Origin of the sequence: Rhizobium sp. NPDC090279 (assembly GCF_044769665.1) — a bacterium.
Classification (GTDB): Bacteria; Pseudomonadota; Alphaproteobacteria; order Rhizobiales; family Rhizobiaceae; genus Rhizobium.
Genome location: NZ_JBIVYI010000009.1, coordinates 100024 through 124067, shown reverse-complemented (window position 1 = coordinate 124067; position 24044 = coordinate 100024). Strand labels below are relative to the sequence as shown.

The 24044-nt window shown below is 61.0% G+C and carries 22 protein-coding genes; 4 read left to right on the top strand and 18 right to left on the bottom strand.

What is annotated here, in order from left to right; translation table 11 throughout:
* Window positions 1-507 precede the first annotated feature (507 nt).
* From ACIQWP_RS22590 to trmFO, 3 genes are all read left to right on the top strand, one after another.
* The gene (locus tag ACIQWP_RS22590; RefSeq protein WP_015339702.1) at window positions 508-654 is read left to right on the top strand and encodes a DUF1127 domain-containing protein; all 147 of its coding nucleotides are present in this window, start codon (window positions 508-510) and stop codon (window positions 652-654) included.
* A 305-nt stretch (window positions 655-959) separates the two neighbouring features.
* Window positions 960-1103 (top strand): DUF1127 domain-containing protein, encoded by a 144-nt coding sequence (locus ACIQWP_RS22585; RefSeq protein ID WP_402792445.1) that lies wholly within the window; start codon window positions 960-962, stop codon window positions 1101-1103.
* Between the two features lie 161 nt (window positions 1104-1264).
* Window positions 1265-2701 (top strand): methylenetetrahydrofolate--tRNA-(uracil(54)-C(5))-methyltransferase (FADH(2)-oxidizing) TrmFO, encoded by a 1437-nt coding sequence (gene trmFO, locus ACIQWP_RS22580; RefSeq protein ID WP_402792442.1) that lies wholly within the window; start codon window positions 1265-1267, stop codon window positions 2699-2701.
* Window positions 2702-2721: 20 nt separating this feature from the next.
* Here the strand turns inward: trmFO and ACIQWP_RS22575 are convergent, their stop codons facing one another.
* The 5 genes from ACIQWP_RS22575 to yajC all read right to left on the bottom strand — a co-directional run bounded on the left by ACIQWP_RS22575 (window position 2722) and on the right by yajC (window position 7579).
* Window positions 2722-3183 (bottom strand): hypothetical protein, encoded by a 462-nt coding sequence (locus ACIQWP_RS22575; protein WP_402792439.1) that lies wholly within the window; start codon window positions 3181-3183, stop codon window positions 2722-2724.
* A 77-nt stretch (window positions 3184-3260) separates the two neighbouring features.
* On the bottom strand, window positions 3261-4121 hold the full coding sequence (locus tag ACIQWP_RS22570; RefSeq protein ID WP_402792436.1) for a phytoene/squalene synthase family protein: 861 nt from the start codon (window positions 4119-4121) through the stop codon (window positions 3261-3263).
* Between the two features lie 16 nt (window positions 4122-4137).
* A complete protein-coding gene (locus ACIQWP_RS22565) occupies window positions 4138-4524 on the bottom strand; it encodes an Mth938-like domain-containing protein (RefSeq protein ID WP_402792433.1) in 387 nt (128 codons plus the stop codon).
* Window positions 4525-4528: 4 nt separating this feature from the next.
* Window positions 4529-7072 (bottom strand): protein translocase subunit SecDF, encoded by a 2544-nt coding sequence (gene secDF, locus ACIQWP_RS22560; RefSeq protein ID WP_402792430.1) that lies wholly within the window; start codon window positions 7070-7072, stop codon window positions 4529-4531.
* A gap of 159 nt (window positions 7073-7231) precedes the next feature.
* Complete coding sequence (gene yajC, locus ACIQWP_RS22555) at window positions 7232-7579, bottom strand: preprotein translocase subunit YajC (protein WP_402792427.1); 348 nt, start codon at window positions 7577-7579, stop codon at window positions 7232-7234.
* A gap of 204 nt (window positions 7580-7783) precedes the next feature.
* Here yajC and ACIQWP_RS22550 point away from each other — a divergent pair, with 204 nt between their 5' ends.
* Window positions 7784-8656, top strand: coding sequence for an ATP-binding protein (locus ACIQWP_RS22550; protein ID WP_402792425.1), 873 nt, complete (start codon window positions 7784-7786; stop codon window positions 8654-8656).
* A 76-nt stretch (window positions 8657-8732) separates the two neighbouring features.
* On the opposite strand, the gene ACIQWP_RS22545 is transcribed toward ACIQWP_RS22550, so the two are convergent.
* The 13 genes from ACIQWP_RS22545 to ACIQWP_RS22485 form a co-directional block, all read right to left on the bottom strand.
* On the bottom strand, window positions 8733-10397 hold the full coding sequence (locus ACIQWP_RS22545; protein ID WP_402792422.1) for a peptidoglycan DD-metalloendopeptidase family protein: 1665 nt from the start codon (window positions 10395-10397) through the stop codon (window positions 8733-8735).
* Window positions 10398-10565: 168 nt separating this feature from the next.
* A complete protein-coding gene (locus ACIQWP_RS22540) occupies window positions 10566-11219 on the bottom strand; it encodes a protein-L-isoaspartate(D-aspartate) O-methyltransferase (RefSeq protein ID WP_402792419.1) in 654 nt (217 codons plus the stop codon).
* A 4-nt stretch (window positions 11220-11223) separates the two neighbouring features.
* Window positions 11224-11988 (bottom strand): 5'/3'-nucleotidase SurE, encoded by a 765-nt coding sequence (gene surE / locus ACIQWP_RS22535; RefSeq protein ID WP_402792416.1) that lies wholly within the window; start codon window positions 11986-11988, stop codon window positions 11224-11226.
* A gap of 15 nt (window positions 11989-12003) precedes the next feature.
* Window positions 12004-13287 carry a serine--tRNA ligase gene (serS, locus tag ACIQWP_RS22530; protein ID WP_402792413.1) on the bottom strand — a complete coding sequence of 428 codons (1284 nt, stop codon included), beginning with the start codon at window positions 13285-13287 and terminating at the stop codon, window positions 12004-12006.
* 99 nt (window positions 13288-13386) lie between these two features.
* A complete protein-coding gene (gene tatC, locus ACIQWP_RS22525) occupies window positions 13387-14214 on the bottom strand; it encodes a twin-arginine translocase subunit TatC (protein WP_402792410.1) in 828 nt (275 codons plus the stop codon).
* On the bottom strand, window positions 14211-14915 hold the full coding sequence (tatB, locus tag ACIQWP_RS22520; protein WP_402792407.1) for a Sec-independent protein translocase protein TatB: 705 nt from the start codon (window positions 14913-14915) through the stop codon (window positions 14211-14213). The genes tatC and tatB overlap by 4 nt, the downstream gene beginning before the upstream one ends.
* Window positions 14916-14969: 54 nt before the next feature.
* Window positions 14970-15185, bottom strand: coding sequence for a twin-arginine translocase TatA/TatE family subunit (locus tag ACIQWP_RS22515; protein WP_402792405.1), 216 nt, complete (start codon window positions 15183-15185; stop codon window positions 14970-14972).
* Between the two features lie 246 nt (window positions 15186-15431).
* Complete coding sequence (gene scpB / locus ACIQWP_RS22510; protein WP_402792948.1) at window positions 15432-16124, bottom strand: SMC-Scp complex subunit ScpB; 693 nt, start codon at window positions 16122-16124, stop codon at window positions 15432-15434.
* A 43-nt stretch (window positions 16125-16167) separates the two neighbouring features.
* The gene (locus tag ACIQWP_RS22505) at window positions 16168-16965 is read right to left on the bottom strand and encodes a segregation and condensation protein A (RefSeq protein WP_402792947.1); all 798 of its coding nucleotides are present in this window, start codon (window positions 16963-16965) and stop codon (window positions 16168-16170) included.
* A gap of 74 nt (window positions 16966-17039) precedes the next feature.
* Window positions 17040-18053: a beta-N-acetylhexosaminidase gene (gene nagZ, locus ACIQWP_RS22500; RefSeq protein ID WP_402792402.1), complete on the bottom strand. Its 1014-nt coding sequence runs from the start codon at window positions 18051-18053 to the stop codon at window positions 17040-17042.
* A gap of 124 nt (window positions 18054-18177) precedes the next feature.
* Complete coding sequence (locus ACIQWP_RS22495) at window positions 18178-20934, bottom strand: SPOR domain-containing protein (protein ID WP_402792399.1); 2757 nt, start codon at window positions 20932-20934, stop codon at window positions 18178-18180.
* A gap of 61 nt (window positions 20935-20995) precedes the next feature.
* Window positions 20996-22756: an arginine--tRNA ligase gene (gene argS, locus ACIQWP_RS22490; protein ID WP_402792396.1), complete on the bottom strand. Its 1761-nt coding sequence runs from the start codon at window positions 22754-22756 to the stop codon at window positions 20996-20998.
* A 56-nt stretch (window positions 22757-22812) separates the two neighbouring features.
* The gene (locus ACIQWP_RS22485) at window positions 22813-24030 is read right to left on the bottom strand and encodes a deoxyguanosinetriphosphate triphosphohydrolase (RefSeq protein WP_402792393.1); all 1218 of its coding nucleotides are present in this window, start codon (window positions 24028-24030) and stop codon (window positions 22813-22815) included.
* Window positions 24031-24044: the final 14 nt, after the last annotated feature.

Below are 24044 nucleotides of genomic sequence, written 5' to 3'. Positions count from 1 at the left end.
ACGACACTCCTCCTCCCAAGTCGTCAATCACCATAAATGACGCCCACCGCATCCTCCTCCCGCGGTGGGCGTTATTTTTTGTCCATCTAAATCGGTTTACGCCATGCGGATGCGCGCACCGCCTGGGAATGGCGATTGCAGCTCTGGATAAGCCGCAAGCTCACTTCTCGCCGGCCGAACCCGACCCGCGGCAGCATTCGACCTCCTCCAAAACAGCAAGGCTGGCGAAAAGATGGCCAAAAGCCGGCAGCCCTCGGCAAACACAGCGGAAAGCCGGGCATCGGCCTGGAATCGACGTCATGCGGCGAACGCCCTTTGGCCGCGATATGCACATAAAGCAGCCATCATCTTAGGCAAACTGCTCACAAGGCTTGCACATAACGCATAGGTGACATGAAGCTTTCGCTCTTTTAGTTTTCGCGGCGCAGCATATATTTAAATCCATTAGATCGACGACGGAACCAATCCTGGAACTGCTCGATCCTCAGATCCTCGAAAGGGACTAAAATGAACCTGACCCGCTCTTTCAACAACTGGCGCAAGTATCGTCAGACCGTTAACGAACTCGGCCGCATGAGCTCGCGTGAACTGCACGACCTCGGTATCGACCGCGCCGACATCCATCGCGTTGCTCGCGAAGCCACCGGCCGCTAATCGCCGGATAGGCTTCGCCTTCTAGCGAAAGCCTTCTCAACGCCCGTTGCGGACCGCCGCGACGGGCGTTCTTTTTTGTCTATCGACTGAGCAAGCGCAGCATAATCGAACTTGCATCGAGCCATTCCCTGTATGCAAAGCACATAAATTTTAGGCATTGGCGGCTTTTTGGGCGTCATATTGCACAAACGCATAGCAGACGCCTTTTCTTTGCACTGCACAATCGACGTCCTCGAGCCTATATAGAATGCAATCGCTGAGGCGGTAATCACACCGCCCGCACACAAGCTACCGAGGATAAGATTATGAACCCGCTTCGCATTGCAAAGAACTGGATCAGCTACCGCCGCACCCTGAACGAACTTGGCAACCTCTCCAGCCAGACCCTTTCGGACATCGGCGTCAACCGCTACGAAATCCGCAACATCGCTGCTCGTTCTTTCCGTTAATAGGAACGAATTGAACAGACTGCTTCAAGACGGCGCCTTTTGGCGCCGTTTTTGATTCCCGCGATAGAAACACCGCCGGGGCCGCAAGCGCAGCCCACTTTTGCGCGACATGCCCTAGCAAAGCATTGGATCGCCGGCCTGCCCGTGATAATGACGCGCGCATGACACAGATCACTTCCCATTCTCCTATCCACGTCATCGGTGGTGGCCTCGCCGGCTCGGAAGCCGCGTGGCAGATCGCCAATGCCGGCGTGCCCGTCATCCTGCATGAAATGCGCGGCGTGCGCGGCACCGAGGCGCACAAGACGGACGATCTTGCCGAGCTGGTGTGCTCCAACTCGTTCCGCTCCGACGATGCCACAAGCAACGCCGTCGGCGTCATCCATGCGGAAATGCGCATGGCCGGCTCGCTCATCATGGCATGTGCGGACAAGCACCAAGTACCCGCCGGCGGGGCGCTAGCCGTCGACCGCGATGGTTTTTCGGCGGCCGTGACGCAGGCGGTGGAGAGCCATCCGTTGATCACAGTCGTCCGCGAAGAAATTCAGGGCTTGCCGCCCAGGGAATGGGACCAGGCGATCATCGCCACCGGTCCGCTGACGGCGCCCGGTCTTGCAAGCGCCATCCAGGCCGAAACGGGCGCCGATGCGCTAGCCTTCTTTGACGCCATCGCGCCGATCGTCTATCGCGACAGCATCAACATGGATATCTGCTGGTACCAGTCGCGCTACGACAAGGTCGGTCCCGGCGGCACGGGCAAGGACTACATCAACTGCCCGATGGACCAGGCCCAATACAACGCCTTCCTCGATGCGCTGATTGCCGGCGACGCAGTCGGCTTCAAGGAATGGGAAGGCACTCCCTATTTTGACGGCTGCCTGCCGATCGAGGTCATGGCCGAACGCGGCCGCGAGACCCTGCGTCATGGGCCGATGAAGCCGATGGGGCTCACCAATGCCCACAATCCCACGGTCAAGGCCTACGCCGTCGTGCAGCTGCGCCAGGATAACGCACTCGGCACGCTCTACAACATGGTGGGCTTCCAGACGAAGCTGAAATATGGGGCGCAGGCGGAGATCTTCCGGCTCATTCCCGGCCTGGAAAATGCGGAATTCGCACGCCTCGGCGGCCTGCACCGCAATACCTACATCAATTCGCCGACCCTGCTAGACCACTCGCTGGTCCTGAAGTCCCGACCCGGACTGCGGTTTGCCGGGCAGATCACCGGCTGCGAAGGCTACGTCGAAAGCGCCAGCATCGGGCTGCTTGCCGGCCGTTTCGCCGCTGCGGAACGCAAGGGGGAAGCACCCTCGCTACCGCCAGCCACGACGGCGCTCGGTTCGCTGCTGAACCACATCACCGGCGGCCACATCGTCTCCGATGAAGAACCGGGCAAACGCTCTTTCCAGCCGATGAACATCAATTTCGGGCTTTTCCCGGAGCTGGAGCCGGGCTCGATCGTCAAGCCGGAAGGCGTCAAGCGTTTTCGCGGCAAGGACAAGACCATCATGAAGCGCCAGCTGGTCGCCAGGCGCGCGCTTGCAGATTGCGCCGAATGGCTCGGCGTGCGTGCGCCTGCGCTCGCCGAAAGCGCCTGACTATCGGGCTGATGGACTTCTCAGGTCGTTGCCGGCGGCGCGTGGTGCTCCAGCATGACGTCGTCAGCGGCAACATAATTGCCGAGCAGCCAGAGCGAGACCTCCGCAGCCTCGGTTGATGTCTTGAACTCGAACGTATCGTTATGATGCGGTACATCCAGGAAATCGACCGTCAGGCCGCGACCGCTTCCCGAGATCTTGGCATGCGCTCGGCCTGGCTCGATCAGATGGACGCTGAAGTGATTGCGCACATTGCGCATGAATCCGGCTTTGTCGTCATGCAGGCGCACGAAGACCGCCTGCCCGTCGGCCGTCGTCTGCAACTGGCGAATCGCCTCGGTCGGAAAGGCGCGGCCGAATTCCAGAATGGCAAGGCCGGTATCGTGCAGGCCGTCTTCCTTGTTCTGCGATGCCATGCGCGTCGCGAAATAGGCAAAGAAGACGACGATTGCAAACAGTATGCACCAGACGACAATACCCACGGCAGATCCCCCTGAAATGCAAATCAAGTGCCCGTCTATCTCCATAGACGCCGAGACTTGTGCGAGCTTGGTGTATTTTAGAGTTTCTTTGTGATCGACGCTATCGCCATGCGCAGCTGCCGACGCCATTGCGGCAATGCCAGCGACCGATCGAAGATGCCGGCGCCAAGCTTCTGTGCTCTCTTCAGGACGGGCTCGGCCAAAGTGGCAGACAGAAAGGCCGGGAATACGCCCTGCGGTATGGGACCTGCCGCCCTTGCCCTGGCGAGATGCTCGCGGCCGAGGCCGGCAAAAGCCTCGATCGCCGCCGAAATGCGCGGCTTGTCCTCACCGGCCAGGAAGCTGTCGCGATCGAGCCCCGTCGCCGACAATATTTCGAGCGGAAGATAGAGCTGGCCGCGATGGCGATTGAGCGGCATCAGGAGCAGCAAGCCGCCGATCGCCTGCGCGACGCCGGCATGGCCGGCGGCATCGGCGGAGCGCTTCGCCTCATCGGCGGAAAGAACCAGGCTCGCGAGCTGAATGAGAGCCGAAGCGGTTTCGCCGGCATAACCTTCCAGGCTGCTACGGCTTTCCATGGGATCGTCGTAGAGATCGAAGATGCGGGCATCGATCATGTTGATCAGCGTCTGGCGTGGCAGACGGTATTGTTCGATCGCGGCGAGAAGTTCGGACGCCAGCGGGTTGGCCTCGCTCGATCCGTGAGACTGTCCCTCGAGGAGATCGCGCCAGTACTGCATGCGCACTTCACCCGGCAGCGGCTCATGCACGAGATCGCGCACGCGCGCCAGCTCGGCATTGAAGGCATAGAGAGCGGCAAGCGCAGGACGCCTGTCTTCCGGCGCCAGCAGGCAGGCGAGATAGCGATCGCGATCGGTTTCGCGAAGCGTGGCAAGGCAGATATCCCGGTTGCTACGGGGCGCAGCTGTTGTCGTCATACTCACGATCCGAGGGTCAGACGGCGATCAGCGCCGCAGCCACGGCACGCGATTCGGAAAGCATGATGTTGAAAGTGCGTACGGCAGCGCCGGTGCTCATCGGGTCGGACGAAATCTGTTTGGCGCGCAAGGCTGCCTTCAGATCGGCGGGCAGCGGACGCAACTCCATGCCTGTGCCGACAAGCAGCACTTCGATCTCGGCAGCTTCGTCGAGAACCTTCTGGAATCGATCCGGCGTCAGCGCATCGCCTTGCAGCATGTCCCAGCCGTAAATGCCCGACGGCAGGCAGAGCAGCGAGCCGCGATGCGACATGTCGGCAAAGCGGAAGCCGCCATTGCCATAAGCGTCGATCGGTGCGCGCCCGGGGAAATGCGCGCTACGGATTTCTATTCCTTTAGCCAATGTATCACACCGCTGGTTTGCTTGACTGGATATTGCCGGCCGCTGGTCCATTGCTTTCGCCGCCGGTCTGGAACTTGTCCGGACGCAGCTTGAACAGGATCAGCACGGGCGCCGCAATATAAATCGACGAAAAAGTGCCGACAGCGACGCCGAAAAGCAGAACGAAGGTGAAGGCACGGATCACCTCGCCGCCAAAGATGTAGAGTGCGAGCAGCGCCAGAAGCGTGGTCGCGGACGTCAGAATGGTCCGCGATAGTGTCTGATTGATGGAGGCATCGATCAAAATCGGCAGCGGCATTTGCGAATAACGCTTCAGGTTTTCGCGCATGCGGTCATAGACGACCACAGTGTCGTTCAACGAATAGCCGACGATGGTCAGGATCGCGGCGATGCCGGTCATGTTGAATTCCATGCCGCTCAGCACGAAGACGCCGAGCGTCAGAATGACGTCGTGCAGCGTCGCGATGATCGCGCCGACCGCGAACTGCCACTCGAAACGCAGCCATATGTAGACCAGAATGGCTGCCAGCGCCGCCAGAACGGCAATGGAAGCCGTGGTGGTGATTTCGCCCGATACGGCCGGGCCGACCACCTCGACGCGGGCGAAATTATAGTCCTTGCCCAATTCGTCCTGCACGAGGGAAACGGCGGATTGTTCGGCGTTCTCGCCGCCTTCCTGCGCATGCACGCGAATCACCGCGCCGAGACGATCGGCCAGCCGCTCGACGCGCACGTCTCCCGGAATGACGGCATCAAGGCGCGTCTGAATGTCGACGGGATCGGCGACACCCTGCTTGGCGCGAACCTCGATGATCGACCCGCCGGCAAAATCGATGCCGAGATGCATGCCGACAGCCGCAAAGGCAATGAGCGTGATGACGGACAGGGCGGCCGAGACCGTGAATGTGTAGCGGCGAATGCCCATGAAACGGATATTGGCGTTGTCGAAGATTCCGCTCCGCACACCAACAAGCAAAGTGCGCGGCTTGCGGCGTGAAATCCACATATTCACCAGCGACCGCGTAACGAAGCAGGAGGTGAAGAAAGTCGAGATAACACCGACCATCAGCGTGGCGGCAAAGCCGCGCACGGCGCCGGTACTCGCATAAAAGAGAATGGCCGCAACGATGAGAACCGTCAGATTGGCGTCGGCGACCGTCGCCGCCGCCCGGTTGAAACCATGGCGCAACGCGTCGACAAGAAGATGGGTCTTCTTTTCCTCCTCGCGGACGCGTTCGTAGATCAGCACCAGCGCATCGAGGCCGATGCCGATGATGAGGACGATCGCCGCGACCCCCGGCAGGGTCAGTGTGATGCCGAGCAGGCCCATGAGCGCTGCCACCATGACCATGTTGATGACGAGCGATATGGACGCGATAATGCCGAGCAGGCGATAGAAACCGATCATCAAGACGGCAACGAAGACCGCGGCGGCGATGCAGGCAACCAAGCCGTAACGCGCCGTTTCGCCGCCAAGGCCCGGCTGGATGGTGCGCTCTTCGACCGTCGTCAGTGTCGCGGGCAGCGGCCCGCTCTTGATCATGACGGTGAGATCCTGCGCGCCCTGGGCGGTGAAATCTCCGGGAACGTCGATTTCGCCCGTCGCGATGACCGTCTTCAGGGACGCTGCGGAGATGACCTGATCGTCAAGCACGACGACGATGATCCTGCCGAGATTGCTTGCCGTCGATTGCGCGAAGCGATGGGTCGCCTCCGACGTCAGCCTGACGGAGACCGTCCCCTCGCTCTTCTGATTGTCGACGACTGCCATCGCATCAGAAAAATCCACATTCGAAAGCAGCGGCTGTCGTTGCACGAGATAGCCGACAGGCGGATCATCCTCGGAAAACAGCACGTCGGACCCGGCCGGAGGATGTCCGTCCATGGCATCCTGTACCGACATCGATTGATCGATAAGGCGGAAGCTGAGCCTGGCAGGTTGGCCGAGAAGGTTTTTCAGCCGCTGCGCGTCCGCGAGATCGGGCACCTGCACGACGATACGGTCGGACCCCTGCCTGCGGATCAGAGGCTCTCCTACGCCGAGCTGCGCGATACGGGCGTGAATGACCTTGATTGCACGCGCTATCGCCAACGACACATGGCTGTTGATATCTGCATCGGTGATATCGAGCGTCAGTGCGCCGTTGTCCCCCTGGGACAGAACGACGGACTGCTTGTCCGGCCCGGCGGTCAGCGGTCGCAAGGCCGTCAGCGCAGCCTGGACCTGTGAGGGATCGTTGATGCGGAGCTGGATCTTGCGGCCGGTGCCGGTGAGGCCTGAATAGGCGACATTGACGGTGCGCAACCGCGTCCCGATATCGCCGACGATACTTTCCAGGCGATCCTTTTCGACGTCGCCCCGTTCGATCTTCAACAGCAGACGCGATCCGCCGCGAAGATCGAGGCCAAGCTCGATCTTCCGATGTGCCCACCATGCAGGAAGGGATGAAAGTGCGCGCTCGCCAAGCAGGTTGGGAGCGGCCAGAAGCACGCTCAGCAGAACGACGAACCAGATCAGGGCGGTCTTCCACCAGGAGACGTGCAGCATCGCTCTCTCGAATTAGGGCTCCCCTGCTGCGCCCTCAGCTTCGACAGAAAATGCGAAGGGCGCAGTAACACCTTGAATTTGTGCACAGTCCTTCAAGAAAGTCGATGCCGAATTTCGAAGATGCGCAGCGGCGCCGAGCGCCGCTTCCTGCAGAGTGCGTTACGCAGCGTCCGCCTTGACGGGTTCACCCTTGACGCGAACCTCGGAAATGGCGCTGCGGACGACGCGGATGCGCACGCCTTCGGCAATCTCGACTTCCAGTTCCTTGTCGTCGATGACCTTGGTGACCTTGCCGACAATGCCGCTGGTGACGATCTGATCGCCGCGACGAATGTTCTTCAGGATCTCGTCACGCTTCTTCGCCTGGGCGCGCTGCGGACGGATGAGGAGGAAATACCAAACGACCATCAGCGGCACAAACAGGATGATCATTTCAAAGCCGGAACCGCCGAAGACGCTCGCGGCCGAATCTGTCGCGCTCTGCGCATATGCGTTGGTGATAAACATCGAGAACTCCCTTGAACTCCGAGCGGGAACAGGCCCCGCGTCAGGTGGCCGGAATATAGTTACGCGCATGGCGAATGCAACAAAAACAGCCGCCAACCGTACCGTTTTCCCGGTCTGTTAGCCTTTCAGCCCCCCAAGGAGCATGATACCCGGCAAGACAGCGCGCATTTTACGACTTTCTTGTTCAATATTCAGGAGGAAACGGTGACTGAAGACCAAAACGCCCTGATCCTTGCCGAAGTCCGTCGCCTTGCCGACGCTGTCGAACGTCTGGCCGGGCCGGCACCGGCCATCAATGACTGGAATGCCGCCGATTGCTTCGTTTGGGTGCCTGCAAGGCTTTATCTGCAGCCGGTTGCGCGGCCGAACCGTGTTGCGCTGACCCTCATTCGCGGTGTCGACCATGTGCGCGACATCCTGCACGAGAACACGCTGCGTTTCACGGAGGGCTTCGCCGCCAACAACGTGCTGCTCTGGGGCGCGCGCGGCATGGGCAAATCCTCGCTCGTCAAGGCAGTGCATGAAGATGTGCGCCGCTCGACCGGCGTGTCGCTGAAACTGATCGAGGTGCATCGCGAGGATATTTCCTCGCTGCCGGTGCTGCTCGACATCCTGAAGGTGGCGCCGCATCGCATCATCATCTTCTGCGACGATCTCTCATTCGACCACGACGATACCGCCTACAAGTCGCTCAAGGCGGCGCTGGATGGCGGCGTCGAGGGCCGGCCGGACAATGTGCTGTTCTATGCAACGTCCAACCGTCGCCACCTGTTGCCGCGACATATGATGGAAAACGAGCAATCGACCGCCATCAATCCTTCCGAAGCCGTCGAGGAGAAGGTATCGCTCTCCGATCGCTTCGGCCTCTGGCTCGGCTTCCATAAATGCAGCCAGGAAGACTATCTGCAGATGATCGACGCCTATGCCGATCACTTCAAGCTGGACCTCGACCGTGCCCGGCTGCATCACGAGGCGCTGGAATGGGCGACCACGCGCGGAGCCCGCTCCGGCCGCGTCGCCTGGCAATATATCCAGGATCTCGCCGGCCGGCTGCGCATAGCACTCGACCGCGACTGATCTTCAAAGCAAGCCCGCAAACGACAAAAAGCCCGGCACTGGCCGGGCTTTTTGCAGAGTCCTTGAGACGCACTACCTATTCAAGGAACGTCATTGGGTTGACCGGAGCCGAATTCTTCCGGACTTCGAAGTGTAGCTGCGGCTGGCTGACATTGCCGCTCATGCCTGATGTCGCCAGCGTCTGACCGCGCTGGACTTTCTGGCCGCGAGCGACGCTCAGCGCATCGGCATGGCCGTAGACCGTAACGGTACCGTCGTCGTGGCGGACGAGGACCGTGTTGCCAAGTTCCTTCAGGCCGTTGCCGGCATAGATGACGACGCCGTTTTCGGCAGCCTTGATCGGCGTGCCCTCGGGGACCGAGATGTCGATGCCGTCATTGCGGCTGCCATTGACGTTGGCGCCGTAGCTGGCGATGACAGCGCCGCGAACCGGCCAGCGATACTTACCGATGCCGGTTGCTTCCGGCGCATCGGCCTGCGTGTCCGACTTGGCGGCATCATTGATCGACTGGCTCGGAGAAGCAGAAGCAACTTCCTTCGGTTTGGCAGCGGCATCGCCCGCCGCATCGGCATGGGCGACAACCTTGGGCGCCTGCTTGGCCTCGACCGGCAGCGCGCCGGGCTTGGCGGAAACCTTCTGGGGCTCGATGGAAGCGGTCTTGACGGGGTCTGCGGAAGCGACTGCGCCGTGCGGCAATGCGAGCGCCTGACCGATGCGAATGCTGTCGCCGGCCTGCATGTTGTTCGCACGCTTCAGTTCGGCGACGGTCACGCCGCTTTCCTTGGCAATTCTCGCCAGCGAGTCACCCGGCTTGACGACATAGGTGCCTTTCGGCGCGGGGCCTTTGCCATTGCCGGCAGCGAGCTTGTTGGGGTCAGCAAGCCCCGCCTGGGATTTGCTGCGCATCTGACCGCCGGAGGGCAGCGCCAATGCTTCCTGCTGCGGAGCCTTGCCCGGGCCCGGCATCTTGCCGTCCCTCGAAAGATCGGTCGCTTCGGATGACATCTTGGCCGGGCTGGACGCGCTGGCACCATTCATCGTCGGGATGATGATCTGCTGGCCCGGCTGGGCGCCGGCGCCATTGCGCAGGCCGTTCGCACGCAGGATTTCCTTTTCCGGAACGCCGTAGCGGCGCGACAGGAGCGCGATATTTTCGCCCTGATGCAGGGTCACGCTAGGAGCATTGACCGTAGTCCAGCCGGGAGACATCTGCTGCGCAGCGGCGGTCTTGATCGTGCCCGTCGACATCGTATCGGGGGCAAGGCCCGGTGCGGCGCGGGAGCCGTTGTTGCCTGATGCGGGGAATGGCTGCGCAAGCGCCTCAGATTCACCCTGTGGCACGCCGCGAGGACGACCGGCATTGGCGGATGCGTTGGGAGGAGCAAGTTCGGTGCGTTGAATTGCGACAGGCGCAGTGGATGCCCGTGCGCTGGAATAGGACGGATTATAACGGGCCGGCGAATTCGGGTAGGGTTGCGTGACCGGTGCGCTCTGCTGCGAATAATCCTGCTGACCGTAACCGCCCGCCTGGGCGACATCGGCGCGTGGCACCGGATCGCCGTTCGGACCATTGAGGCTGCGACGATTGATCGAGCCGGTCGTCACATTGTCCGTTTTGTTGAAGAGCCCGCTGAAGCGGGTCGTGTCCGAACTACAAGCTGTGGCAGTGCTCGCCAGAAGAATGGCCACCAGGACTTTCCCTGCCGATTTGCTGACGTTTGAAGAAAGACTGAAACCCATGACTCGACCCACTTAAGACGCAACCGATTATGGGTCGATTAAAGCGCGTTAATCTTACCATGCGGTTAAAGCACTGGTGCGGCATGTGTTTTTTTGAGGAATTGCTAACCATAGGAGATGAAGCGGCGCCAATGCGCCTGTTTCACCGGCATCAAGCCGATTTGAGCCTCAAAGATAGGAGGCGAGCATGGGCACGATGGGCTGATAAGGAACGTCGAACAATTCCTCACGCTCGAAGCGACTTCCCGTCTTGGTCAGCCGCACGAGTCGGCAGACATCATCCGATACCAATAGCGGCGCGATCATCGACCCGCCGGAGACAAGCTGCTCGGCGTAGAAGCGTGGCATGGTGGGAAATGCGGCTGTCACCAGGATGCGGTCGAAAGTGCCCTCGCCCTGCAGACCGGCGCTGCCGTCCGCCTGACGGATGATGACATTGCGCAGGCTGAGCGCATCCATGCGCTGCTGCGCCGATGTCGTCAGCGTCTTGTAACGATCGACAGTCAGCACCCGCTCGACGATTCGCCCCATGACGGCGGCTGTAAAGCCGCTGCCCGTCCCGATTTCGAGCACACGATGACCGGGCTTGATCTTCAGGCTGTGAAGCATGCGCACGACCAGATCGATACCTTCCATGAAGGCACCGCAATCGATCGGGATCGTCCGGCTGGAATAGGCGTCATCGGCAAATTGCGCCGGCACGAAAGGCAGGCGCGGCGTCTGCTCGACCGCCGTCATCAGATCGATGTCCAATATGCCTTCCGCCCGCAACCGCAGAACCACGGCGGCAAAGCCTTCCTTTTCCACCAAACGAGGTGTCAATCCGCTACTCCATACCGAGCGCCCGCGCCACGCGGTCTTGCGCCGAATAATCCGTCAAATCGAGTTTCAAAGGCGTTACCGAAATACGATTTTGTTTCAACGCCTGAATATCGGTGCCCGGACGGAAGATACCACTCCGCTCGCCGAAGCGAAGCCAATAATAAGGGAAGCCTCGGCCATCCGCCCGCTCCTCGACCTGCACATTGAAGGCAAGATTGCCCTGCGCGGTCACTTCCGCTCCGTCCACTTCGTCGGGGCGGCAATTCGGAAAATTCAGATTGAGGAAGGTGCCGTCAGGCAGATCGACATCCATGAGCTTGCCAAGCAAGGCGGGCGCATGCGTCTCGGCCACTTCCCATGGCACGACACGCGCGCCGTTTTCATAAATGTAGGCCTGGCTCAGCGCGAAGGAGCGCACACCCTGCAGCGTACCCTCGATCGCGCCGGCGATGGTTCCGGAATAGGTCACGTCGTCGGCGACGTTCGAGCCGGAATTGACGCCCGAAAGCACGAGATCGGGCTTGATGTCCAGGATCTTGCGGATGGCCATGATGACGCAATCGGTCGGCGTACCCCTGAGCGCATAATGCTTGTCGGAGATCTTGCGCATGCGCAACGGCTCGGAAAGGCTCAGCGAATGGGCAAGGCCGCTCTGATCCGTTTCCGGTGCGACAACCCAGACATCATCCGAAAGGGTGCGGGCGATGCGCTCCAATGCGGCCAGTCCTTCGGCATGAATGCCGTCATCATTGGTCAGAAGAATACGCATCGCCCCACCACCCGATTATGCTGCTTTTTCGATCCTTTTCAGACCACCCATATATGGCAGGAGTACGTCGGGGACCGTGACCGAGCCATCGGCATTGAGATAATTCTCAAGCACGGCGATCAGGCAACGGCCGACGGCCGTACCGGAGCCGTTCAGCGTGTGAACGAACTTCGTGCCTTTGTCGTCCTTGCCGCGATAGCGGGCGTTCATGCGACGCGCCTGGAAATCACCGCAGACCGAGCAGGACGAGATCTCGCGATAGGTATCCTGCCCCGGCAGCCAGACTTCGAGGTCATAGGTCTTGCGCGCGCCGAAGCCCATATCGCCGGTCGACAGCGTCATGACGCGATAATGCAGGCCGAGGCGCTTCAGCACCTCCTCCGCACAGGCGGTCATCCGCTCGTGCTCGGCAATGGAGCTCTCGGCATCGGTGATCGAGACCAGCTCGCACTTCCAGAACTGATGCTGGCGCAGCATGCCGCGCGTGTCGCGGCCGGCGGAGCCGGCTTCCGAACGGAAGGACGGGGTCAGCGCGGTAAAACGCAGCGGCAGCTTCTCTTCATCGAGGATTTCGCCGGAGACGAGATTGGTCAGCGTGACCTCGGCCGTCGGGATCAGCCAGCGGCCATCCGTCGTCTTGAACAGATCCTCGGCGAATTTTGGCAGCTGGTTGGTGCCGAACAGAGCCTCATCACGCACCAATAGCGGCGCACTGACTTCGGTGTAGCCATGCTCGCCGGTATGGAGATCGAGCATGAACTGGCCGAGCGCCCGCTCTAGGCGCGCAAGCTGTGCGGTCAGCACCGTGAAGCGCGAACCGGAAAGCTTCGCAGCGCGCTCGAAATCCATGTAGCCGAGCGCCTCACCGATATCGAAGTGCTCCATCGGCTCATGGTTCCAGGTCGGCTTGGCGCCCCAGACATGCTTGACGACATTGTCATGTTCGTCCTTGCCAACAGGCACATCCTCGAACGGGATATTGGGAATGCGCGACAGCGCATCGTGGAGCTCGGCTGTCAGCGTGCGCTCCTGCTCTTCGGCAGCCGGAAGCAAGGTCTTGATGTCGGCAACCTCGGCCTTCAGCCTCTCGGCAAGCTCGGTGTTCTTCTGCGCCATAGCCGCGCCGATCTCCTTCGAGGCGGCATTGCGGCGGGACTGCATATCCTGGACGGACTGAATGACGGAGCGGCGCTTCTCGTCGAGCGCGATGAGGCTTTGCGACTGAGGCTCCGCACCGCGCTTGGCAAGCGCCGCATCGAAAGCCTCGGCATTCTCACGAATCCATCTGATATCAAGCATCTTCGTTCCAGGTCGTTTGACATGAGTATAACTCCGACCGAGGTCTCGGTCGGAGGTCGAAACGGCAATAGCTGGGAAACGAGGCCGGAGCTCCCTCGCCTAGACGTCGTCCGTCTTGGTGATCTCGGAAGTCCCGCCACTCTCTTCAAGCGCTTGCCGGGTACGCTGGCGTTCCACGAGTCGCGCCGCGTAGATGGAAATCTCGTAGAGAAGGATCGTCGGCAGTGCAAGGCCGATCTGGGACATCGGGTCCGGCGGCGTCAGGACGGCGGCGACGATGAAGGCAAAAACGATCGCGAATTTGCGCTTCTCCGCCAGCCACGTCGATGTCAGCAAGCCGACGCGCGCCAAAAGCGTGGTGATGACGGGCAGCTGGAAGACGAGACCAAAGGAGAAGACCAGTGTCATGATGAGGCTCAGATATTCCGAGACCTTCGGCAATAGCTGGATACCGACCTGCCCATCGGCCGGTGCCTGCTGCATCTTCAGGAAGAACCACATCACCATCGGGGTGAAGAAGAAGTAGACGAGCGCGGCGCCCATCAGAAACAGAATGGGCGACGCGATCAGGAACGGCAGAAAGGCAGAGCGTTCGTTCTTATAGAGGCCAGGCGCCACGAATTTATAGATCTGCGCGGCGATGATCGGAAAGGAGATCACCAGCGCGCCAAACATGGCGACCTTCACCTGCGTGAAGAAGAATTCCTGCGGCGCCGTATAGATCAACTCGGCCTTTGCGAGATCGAGATGAGCCCATTCGACCGCCCATTTATAGGGATAGACCAGATAGTTGAAGAGATGCTTCGCCACGGCGAAACATGCGATGAAGGCAACGAAAAACGACACGAGCGACCAGATGAGCCGCGTGCGCAATTCCATGAGGTGTTCGATAAGCGGTTGCGGCTTATCGTCGATGTCACCCGTCATGCCTGATCCTTCTTCCTGGGCGTTTTAGGCGTCGCCTGGCTCGCCGCAGCAGTCGAGCGCTTCCTGGGAGCTGGAGGCGCCTTCTCTACGGCAACAGCGGTCGCGACTTTGCGCGGGGCTCGTTTTGGTTTTTCCGCCACGACGGGCGTCCGAACGACGGCGGCCGCGACATCTTCGGTCTTGGCCGGCGCCTTGGCGCGAGGCTTGCGAACGGCCTTGGGCTTCTCGACGGCTTCACTCGTAGCGACCACCGGCAGTGGCGCGGGAGCGGCCACCAGCGGCGGATTGCTCGATGCAGTTGTTGTGGACGCGGCGGCAAGCGCCTCCGGCAGGCCAGACGAAACGCCAGGCACCGGCTCCGAGGGCAGCGGCGTCGCGGCAACGGCTGCTTTGTCCGGTGTTGCGGCGCGCTGCAGATCAGCTTTTATCTCATTGCCCATATCCCGCAGCGGGTTCATGGCTTCCCGCAGCGAGTTGACGGGATTGAGCTTCTGCGCATCGGCAATTGTCTGGCGCACATCGTCCAGCTCCGCCTCACGCATCGCCTCGTCGAACTGGGCGCGAAATTCGCCAGCGACTTTCCTGGCGCGCGTCGTCATCTTGCCGATGGTCCGCAAGGTCGCCGGCAGTTCCTTGGGGCCAATGACCACAAGGGCCACGACGGCTATAATCACCAGCTCGGACCAGCCTATATCGAACATGCAAAGGCTCCTGGGCCAACGGCACGCCTGACGGCACCCGCCTGCCCGACATGATTACTTCGTTTCGTCAGCCTTGTGCTCGACCGTACGGGACGTCGTCGTCGCAGACGTCGGCTGCGCCGAAGTGTCCTCGTCCTCGCTCATTCCCTTCTTGAAGCTCTTGATGCCCTTCGCGACGTCACCCATCAGCTCCGGGATCTTTCCACGGCCGAACAACAACAGCGCGATGGCCAGGACGATGAGCCAGTGCCATATGCTTAGAGAACCCATTGCTTTAACTCCCAATTACAGTGTCTTTTCGATGTAAGACGTTTGCGGATGTTTTTCAAACACCAAAATGTAGTGCATCCACGCATATCATGATGACGAGCGCCCATGCAGGCGATCAAACGTCTCCAAGCCGAGAGGATGATTGTTATATTCGCACCCGCTGATGGCGAAAGAGAGACTTTGCGGGCGTCTTTCGCGAAAATCTGCGGATCGGGTTACGACCCGTTCCGTGAACCCGCCAAGCAGCTAATCGCCGGAGCTTTCACCGCTGGGCGGCAGGATGCCAAGCTCTTCCAGATCCATCTGCGTGATTGGATCTTCGTCTTCGGTCAGCTCGTCGCTCATCAACGGCGAGGGAATGTTGAAATTGGCCGGAATTCGACCTGACAACAACCCTGCCCCCTTCAATTCTTCGAGACCGGGCAGATCGCGCAGTTCTTCCAGGCCGAAGTGATCGAGGAAATCACGTGTCGTGCCGAGCGTCACCGGCCGCCCCGGTGTGCGACGGCGGCCACGGAAACGGACCCAGCCGGCCTCCATCAGCACGTCGAGCGTACCCTTGGAGGTCTGCACGCCCCTGATATCCTCGATCTCGGCGCGCGTGACCGGCTGATGGTAGGCGATGATGGCGAGCACCTCCAGCGCCGCGCGGGACAGCTTGCGCACCTCACTTTCGTCGCGGCGGATCATGAAGGAAAGATCGGCTGCCGTGCGGAAGGCCCAGGCGCCATCCACTTGAACCAGATTGACGCCGCGCAGGGCGTAATCGGCCTTGAGCTTCCGCATGATGGCGGGAATATCGACGCCACGGGCCACGCGCTCGGCGATGAAGGCCTCGGAGACCGGCTGGGCCGAGGCGAAGACCAGCGCTTCGGCGATGCGCTCGGCCTCGCTCGACCGGCGATCGTCGACATCGGGCGCTTCCACCTCGTGCTCCATACGCTGCTGTTCGTCGTCCGGCTCGTTCACGCTATTTCCTGCCCTATTCCGCTGCTTCCAGCGACGAATGCTTCGGCCCGCGCCGCATGTAAAGGGGTTGAAACGCGCCTTCCTGACGAATTTCCAGCTGCCCCTCTCGCACCAGTTCGAGCGAAGCGGCAAACGCGCTGGCGATCGCCGTTACGCGATCGCTGGCGGTCGTCATATAGCTCAACAGATAATGTTCCAAGGCCGTCCAATCGGTGATCTCGCCGATCATGCGATCCAGAATAACGCGGGCATCGGCGAGCGACCAGACACGACGCTTCTCGATCGTCACCTGGGTCACGGCCTGACGCTGACGCAGGCTCGCATAGGCCGTCAGAAGGTCGTAGAGGCTGGCGTCGTAGGCAGATTGACGCCGATCCGGAATGTGTTCCGGCGCACCGCGAGCAAAGATATCGCGTCCGAGGCGGTTGCGGTTGATGAGGTCGGTTGCCGCGTCGCGCATGGCCTCGAGGCGCTTGAGGCGAAAGGCGAGCGTCGCCGCCATCTCCTCGCCCGTCGGCCCGTCTTCCTTGCTCTGCTGCGGGATCAAGAGCTTGGATTTCAGATAGGCGAGCCATGCGGCCATGACGAGATAATCGGCCGCAAGCTCGATGCGAATACGCCGGGCGCTGTCGATAAACAGGAGATATTGCTCGGCAAGCGCCAGAACGGAGATGCGGGAGAGATCAACCTTCTGGGTGCGTGCAAGATGCAGCAAAAGATCCAGCGGCCCTTCGAAGCCGGCAAGGTCGACGACAAGCGCCGGCTCATGCGAGCCGCGCTGCGTCTCGCCTTCCTGCCAGAGCTTGTCCATCGGCGTTGCCGCCTGCTGAAGCTTGTCCGTGCTGCCGCTCACCTTGTCATCCGTCCGTTCCTCGAAGTCCGGTTTTACGCTACTGCGAACATCGCGTCGAATTCTGCCCGAATAGAGGCCTCGTCGGCGCCGTCATTCCTGCCGAATGCCGCTTCGACCGCCTTGGCCCTTGCCAGCGACGCTCCCGCCAGCGCCGGGACGTTGCGGACCACCTGCTGCATCTCATCCATGACGCCGTTGCAATGCAGCACGATATCGCATCCGCCCGCAATGATATTTGCTGCCCGTTCGCCGATCGTGCCCTTCAGTGCGTTCATCGACGTATCGTCGGACAGAAGCAGCCCCTTGAAGCCGATGTGCCCCCGGATGATTTCCTCGATCACCTTGCGCGACGTCGTGGCCGGGTTCTCCGGATCGATATCGGTGAAGACGACATGACATGTCATTGCCATCAACTCGTCCTTGAGCGCCACGAACGGGGCGAAATCATGTACCTCCAGCTCCGCACGCGGCACCGAGACGACGGGCAGTTCGTGATGCGAATCGGCAAATCCCCGTCCATGACCGGGCATGTGCTTCATCACGGGTAGCATGCCGCCAGCCTTGAGACCTTCCGCCGCAGCGCGTCCCATCTCCGTCACCGTCACCGGATCTGATCCATAGGCACGGTTACCGATGACATTGCTCGATCCCTCGACCGGCACGTCCAGCACCGGCAGGCAATCGACATTGATGCCAAACTTCAGCAAATCGAAGGCATGAAGCCGCGACATCAGCCATGCGGCTCGCAGGCCGCGCTGGCGATCCTGGCGATAGATGTCGCCGAGCGCCTGCCCCGAGGGATAATGCTGCAGGATCGGCGGGCGAATGCGCTGCACCCTGCCACCTTCCTGATCGATAAAGACCGGAGCGTCGCGGCCAACGCTGTCACGCAGGGACGCAACGAGATCGATGATCTGCGCCGCTTCGGAGATATTGCGTCCGAACAGGATAAAGCCCCAGGGTTGCTCCCCCTGATAGAAGGATCGCTCTTCGGGCGTGATGGTGTGGCCGCTACAGCCCAGGATCATGGATTTCGATTCGGTCATATCCGAATCATAAGGCTTGCGCTGGGAAATGCGAGTGACGTCAAGCGGGGATACACAGGAACGGCGCCGTACAAACGAAAACGGCGAGCAAATGCCCGCCGTTTTCTAAGTCTTGTACCCGATTTTACTTCGAAATCAGGCAGGTGCCGCCAGCGGCGCGGTAGCGCGTGCAGATGGCCGCGGCCTCGTCTTTCGAACCGGCGACGACGCGGACGCGATAGTAGGTGCCCTTGCCGGCGATATCGGCCTTGCGGATCTCCAGCGGATGGTTGCCGATGATGCCGGCGAACTTGACCTTGAGGTTCGCCTGCGACTTCTGCGCGTCAGCTTCTGTGGGCAAGGATGCGATCTGGACGCCGTAAGCGCCGCTTGCAGCGGAGGTCGCGGCAGGAGCTGGCGCCGGGCTTGCCGAAGCGACCTGCTTCGGCTGAGCCTTGGGCTGAGCTTCCTGGGCCGGAGCGGCCGTGTTTGCCTTGGCGGCTGGCTCGGGACGTGCCGTCGGAATCGGGTTCGTCTTGACGACACGGATCGGCGTGCTTTCGGCACTGGCCGCATCACCGTTATCCGGCTGGGCTGCTGTCTGGCTATTTGCCGGAGACGGGCGCGGATTGGTCGATGCGACCTGATTGTTCGCCGGCTTGGCGACTGCGGTCGTCGTATCGGCGACCGGCTCATCGCGCGGCACCAGGGAGCCATCCGGCTTGACGATCATCGTGCGCACCTTGCGCGGAGAGACGGACGGCACCTGATCGTCGCTATTGGTGGCGACATTGGTGTTTCCGCCATTCTGGTTCGGCAGCAGGCGCGGATCTTCGGTCTCACCGACCGGCGTCGACGTGGCCTGATCGCCACCGCCGTCATCGGGCGATATCGATTCGGGAATCAGCGTCTTCTGAACGACATCGACGGGTTGCTCGTTGGAGGAGACAAGCTCCTTCTGCTTCGGCGCAGCGGTGCTATCGCCGGCAACACGGTCGTAGACGGCCTTGTCCTGATTCGGGACGACGGTGCCGCCCGGATTTTCCGGAGCGACCTTCACCGGATCGCTGTCGGCTGCGATCACGCGCGGCTCTCCGGAGAAGCTGGAGATCGGCGCGCCGTGGCGGACCCAGCTGTAGGCGCCGTATGCACCGACACCCAGAACCACGATGACGGCAGCAGTCGTCACCATGCCGCGCACGGAGCGGACCGTTCGACGGCTACCCGCAGCCGGGTTCAGTGTCATCCTGGCGACATTCTCAACCGGATTGGCGGCTTCGCGATAGCTGCGGCGGAAATCCTCTTCCAGCGCACGCTCGAACTCGTCGAATTCCTCGATGGGCTGCTTTGCAACGGGTGCGGCAGGCTGGGCAGCCGCATTCTTCGACCAGGAAGCCGCAACGGCTGCACCACCAAATGCGGCCGCGGCCGCCGGCTTGAACGGCTCGGAAGGTGCTTCCTTGGCCGGCGTACCCAAGAGGCTTGCCATTTCGGAGTCGAGATCGAAATCATATTCCGGCGGAACGACGGCCGGCTCTTCCGGCTCGATCGACGGCAGATGCGGAACGTGCGAGCCCTCGAAGGTTTCGACACGATCCTCCGTCTCGGAGATTTCCGTGGGATCGAAAGGCAGCGGCTGATCGGCTTCGAAGACCGGCGCAACGGTTGCAGCGGCCGCAACCGGCGCAGCCCGCATGGGCTGTGGCGCTGCAGCAGCAACCACCGGAGCGACAGGTGCAGGTGCAACAGGCGTTGCGCGGGAAACGATCGGCTCTGCAACGGGAGCGGCCGCAACCGGCTGCCGCGCAGCGGGGGACTTGTCGGCCTCGGCGAAATCGAGAGCGGCAAGTTCCATTTCGATATCTGCCAGATCGAACTCGAAGTCCTGGCCGGCGAACGGGTCGTCGGCGCCGAAGGTAATCGGCTTCGGCTCTTCACGCTGCGCCACGGCCGCCGGAGCGGCTGGCGATTCTGCCGGCTCGGAGAAAGAAACGCCGAAATTTCCGAAATCCGGCTCTTCCTTCGCGACAGGCGCGTTGGCTCTGGGTGGAACCGGGTAGCGATTCACATCGGCCAGCAGGGCGTCGATCTCGGCGGAAAGCGCAGCCGGATCGGCCTTGGCGATCTTTGGCAGCTCAAGCGCCTCGAAGACGGCCGGAGCCGGCTGAGGGGGTGCCACGGGCTCCGGAGCGCGCGCAGGCTCCACGGCGTCAAACGCCTCGAAATCGAGAGCACCGTCAAACATCGCTTCCTCGGAAGCGGCTTTCGGTGCCGGCGGAGCAACGACAGGCGCTGCAGCCGGAGCGAATTGCTCACGCGGCGCGACGGGCGTTGCCAGCGTAAAATTGGCGAGCGGCAGCCGTATGGTGGCAGCAGCGGATTGCGGCGTCGGCTTCACCACCGGTGCAACCTGTTGCGGTGCGACTGGCGCGACCCTCGATGCCGGCTGCAAAACCGGTGCAATCGACATTTCCAACTCGTCGATCAGATCGCGAGCGCCGATTGTCGGCTTGACCGGAGCCATCGGCTGCGGCACAGGCTCTTCAAACTTGGGCGCTTCGAACCGGGGCTCTTCAAACTTGGGCTCGGCCTGCACTGGCTCGGCAGCTTGCTCGACCCGCACCGGCTCAGTCGCATGCTCCTGGCTTGGCAGCGATACCTGCTCAGTTGGAACCGCGATGTCATTTGCCGGACTCATACGCGGCGTATCGTAGCGCTCAAACTCGCGAAGAAGTTCGTCTTCGAGATTGAAGGCAGGCTCCTGCCGTTGAGCCGCAGGATTTGCCTGAGCAGCGGGGCGCGGCTCAAAACCTACGATACGGGCGAGTTCCGCTAACGGATCATCATCCGCAAAGAACTCGTCGTTTCCGCTTGCGCGATACGCCAACTGTTTTTCCGCCATCACCCGTCCCACTCGAAAACGCTTCAAATAATGCCAGCGCAATGTGGGTAAATGGTGACGTTTATCGCATTTCGTCCGGTGCTGCGGTCCCGGTTATACCAAGACCCGACTTCAAAACCGACGCGACAGCGTACACCAGCCCAAGTCTGGCAATGCTCAATTCTCGGTTCTTATCGTTAACAAAACGTAATTCCGGTAAATCTTTACCTTTATTCCAGTGTCCATGGAAGGAACTGGCCAAATCGTAAAGATAAAAAGCGATGCGATGCGGCTCTTGCGACTGTGCTGCAGCTTCGATGATTCGCGGGAATTCCGCAATCTTTGCAACCAGCTGCAATTCGGCCGGATCGGAGATCGCGCCAACGACGGCCTTCGACAGATCAAGCGAGGCAATATCGAGGTCCGGGAAGGCTTCCCTGGCCTGGCGGAAGACCGACATGCAACGCGCATGCGCATACTGCACGTAGAAGACCGGATTGTCCTTCGACTGTTCGGTGACCTTGGCGAAATCGAAATCCAGAGGCTCGGAATTCTTCCGGTAAAGCATCATGAAGCGCACCGAATCGCGGCCGACTTCATCGACGACCTCGCGCAGCGTGACGAAATCACCCGAACGCTTGGACATCTTCACCGGTTCGCCATTGCGATAGAGCTTGACCAACTGGCACAGCAGAACCGTCAGCTTTGCAGCACCATCGGAAACGCCGCGCGCGACCGCCTCCAGCCGCTTGACGTAGCCGCCATGGTCGGCGCCAAGGATGTAGATCATTTCGTTGAAGCCGCGGTCGAACTTGTTCTTGAAGTAAGCAACGTCGGCGGCGAAGTAAGTATAGGAACCGTCGGACTTGATCAGCGGACGGTCGATATCATCGCCGACCTCAGTCGAGCGGAAGAGCGTCTGCTCGCGATCTTCCCAGTCCTCAGGCAACTGTCCCTTCGGCGGCGGCAACGCGCCCTTGTAGACATAGCCCTTGAAGGTCAGGTCGTTGATCGCGGTGCGAATGAGGGCCGCGCCGTTGGCGTGCAGGGTGCGCTCGGAGAAGAAGACGTCGTGATGAACGTTGAGCGCCTCCAGATCCTGGCGGATCATCGCCATCATCGCATCGATGGCCCGCTCCTTGACGATCGGCAGCCACTGATCTTCCGGCATACCGCGCAGCTTGGTGCCGAACTCTTTGGCAAGTGCCTCGCCGACCGGAACCAGGTAGTCGCCGGGATAGAGGCCGGCCGGTATCTCGCCGACCTGCTCGCCGAGCGCCTCGCGGTAGCGAATGAAGACGGAGCGCGCTAGCACGTCGATCTGCGAGCCGGCGTCGTTGATGTAGTATTCCTTGGTGACTTCATAGCCGGAAAAGGCCAGCAGGTTTGCCAGCGCGTCGCCGACGACGGCGCCGCGGCAATGACCGACATGCATCGGCCCGGTCGGGTTGGCCGAGACGTATTCGACATTGACCTTCTGCCCCTCGCCGAGCTTCGAACGGCCGTATTTCTGGCCCTCTGAAACCATCGTCGCCAGCAGCCGCTGCCAGTAGCCGACCGAAAGGCGGATATTGATGAAGCCCGGACCGGCGACCGAAACCTCGGCGACGTCAGGATCTTCCTTCAGCTTGGCAACGATAATTTCGGCAAGCGCGCGCGGGTTCGTGCCCAGCGGCTTGGACAGCACCATGGCCGCATTCGTGGCGACATCGCCATGACTGGCGTCTCGCGGCGGCTCGACGCCGACACGTCCGAAGTCGACTTCTGATCGCTTTTCCCGCACAATATCAATTTGTTCGAGAGCGTTCTTAATTCTTACTTCGAAGTCGGTGAAAAGGTTCATGATATCGTCCACGCAATAGCTTCGGCGGGCCGCTATCAGCCCGACGCCGCCGCTGCCTACCGCAAATCGGGAGTCTGGTCAAACAGGCGCTTGTGAGCGCTGATGGCGTAGGTGTCCGTCATGCCGGCCAGATAATCGCCCACATGCCTTGCCTTGGGAGCGATCGCGAGCCCAGCGATGTGATCGACCCAATAGTGGCTCTGCATCTCTCTCGGGTTGTCCATATAGGCTTGGAAGAGGTCGGTGACGATCTGCGCCGCGCCGGCGCGGATGCGCATGATGTCGGGATGACGATAGATGCGTTTGAACAGCATCTGCTTGATCAGCTTGTCGGTCTTCGCCATCTCGGACGAGAAGGTTGCGACGATCCGTCCGGCTGCGCGGATGTCGGCCACATTGCCCGACTTGATTTCGGCAAGCGCCTGCTGCGAAACCGCGATGACGTCCTCGACCATGCGGGTGATCTGCCGGCGCATGATTTCATGCGTGAAGCGGCTTGGCTCCAGATGCGGATAGCGCTCCCTCACCTCGGCCATCAGCCCGGCGAGAAACGGCACCTCTTCCAGCATGTCGAATGTCAGATAGCCCGAGCGCAGGCCGTCGTCGATGTCGTGGGTGTTGTAAGCGATATCGTCGGCGATCGCGGCGACCTGGGCCTCAAGGCTGGCGTAGGAAGCGATTTCGAGGTCGTGGATCTCGCAATAATCGAGGATCGGCTGCGGCACCGGCCCACGAATGCCCTTGCCATCCGGCGTCATCAGCGGGCCATTGTGCTTGACCAGGCCCTCAAGCGTCTCCCAGGTCAGATTGAGCCCGTCAAAATCGGCGTAGCGACGCTCGAGCTTCGTGACGATGCGCAGCGATTGGGCGTTGTGATCGAAGCCGCCATAGGGCAACAGCATCTCGTGCAGCGCATCCTCGCCGGTGTGACCGAAGGGCGTGTGGCCGAAATCGTGAACCAGCGCCACGCCTTCCGCCAGATCCTCATCCAGCTTCAAGGCGCGCGCCAGGGCGCGGGCGATCTGCGCGACTTCGATCGTATGCGTCAACCGGGTGCGATAATGATCGCCGTCCTGGGCGATGAAGACCTGCGTCTTGTGCTTCAGCCTGCGGAAAGCAGTCGTATGGACGATCCGGTCGCGGTCGCGCTGGAATTCGGAGCGCGTCGGGCTAGACCCCTCCTCATAGAGCCTTCCGCGCGATTCCGAAGGATTTGTCGCATAGACCGCCTTTTCCCCATACCCGAAACCCAATGCATGCGTATCAATCGTCATTATCAATCCATTCC

Excerpts from the sequence above, each read along its gene's own strand:
- yajC (WP_402792427.1), bottom strand. The coding sequence starts at position 7,579 with ATGTTTATCACCAACGCATATGCGCAGAGCGCGACAGATTCGGCCGCG.
- nagZ (WP_402792402.1), bottom strand. The coding sequence starts at position 18,053 with ATGACCGAATCGAAATCCATGATCCTGGGCTGTAGCGGCCACACCATC.
- ACIQWP_RS22545 (WP_402792422.1), bottom strand. The coding sequence starts at position 10,397 with ATGGGTTTCAGTCTTTCTTCAAACGTCAGCAAATCGGCAGGGAAAGTC.
- serS (WP_402792413.1), bottom strand. The coding sequence starts at position 13,287 with ATGCTTGATATCAGATGGATTCGTGAGAATGCCGAGGCTTTCGATGCG.
- ACIQWP_RS22485 (WP_402792393.1), bottom strand. The coding sequence starts at position 24,030 with ATGACGATTGATACGCATGCATTGGGTTTCGGGTATGGGGAAAAGGCG.
- ACIQWP_RS22585 (WP_402792445.1), top strand. The coding sequence starts at position 960 with ATGAACCCGCTTCGCATTGCAAAGAACTGGATCAGCTACCGCCGCACC.
- argS (WP_402792396.1), bottom strand. The coding sequence starts at position 22,756 with ATGAACCTTTTCACCGACTTCGAAGTAAGAATTAAGAACGCTCTCGAA.
- tatC (WP_402792410.1), bottom strand. The coding sequence starts at position 14,214 with ATGACGGGTGACATCGACGATAAGCCGCAACCGCTTATCGAACACCTC.
- tatB (WP_402792407.1), bottom strand. The coding sequence starts at position 14,915 with ATGTTCGATATAGGCTGGTCCGAGCTGGTGATTATAGCCGTCGTGGCC.
- ACIQWP_RS22505 (WP_402792947.1), bottom strand. The coding sequence starts at position 16,965 with ATGGACAAGCTCTGGCAGGAAGGCGAGACGCAGCGCGGCTCGCATGAG.
- surE (WP_402792416.1), bottom strand. The coding sequence starts at position 11,988 with ATGCGTATTCTTCTGACCAATGATGACGGCATTCATGCCGAAGGACTG.
- ACIQWP_RS22495 (WP_402792399.1), bottom strand. The coding sequence starts at position 20,934 with ATGGCGGAAAAACAGTTGGCGTATCGCGCAAGCGGAAACGACGAGTTC.
- ACIQWP_RS22515 (WP_402792405.1), bottom strand. The coding sequence starts at position 15,185 with ATGGGTTCTCTAAGCATATGGCACTGGCTCATCGTCCTGGCCATCGCG.
- ACIQWP_RS22590 (WP_015339702.1), top strand. The coding sequence starts at position 508 with ATGAACCTGACCCGCTCTTTCAACAACTGGCGCAAGTATCGTCAGACC.
- ACIQWP_RS22570 (WP_402792436.1), bottom strand. The coding sequence starts at position 4,121 with ATGACGACAACAGCTGCGCCCCGTAGCAACCGGGATATCTGCCTTGCC.
- secDF (WP_402792430.1), bottom strand. The coding sequence starts at position 7,072 with ATGCTGCACGTCTCCTGGTGGAAGACCGCCCTGATCTGGTTCGTCGTT.
- scpB (WP_402792948.1), bottom strand. The coding sequence starts at position 16,124 with ATGGAGCACGAGGTGGAAGCGCCCGATGTCGACGATCGCCGGTCGAGC.
- trmFO (WP_402792442.1), top strand. The coding sequence starts at position 1,265 with ATGACACAGATCACTTCCCATTCTCCTATCCACGTCATCGGTGGTGGC.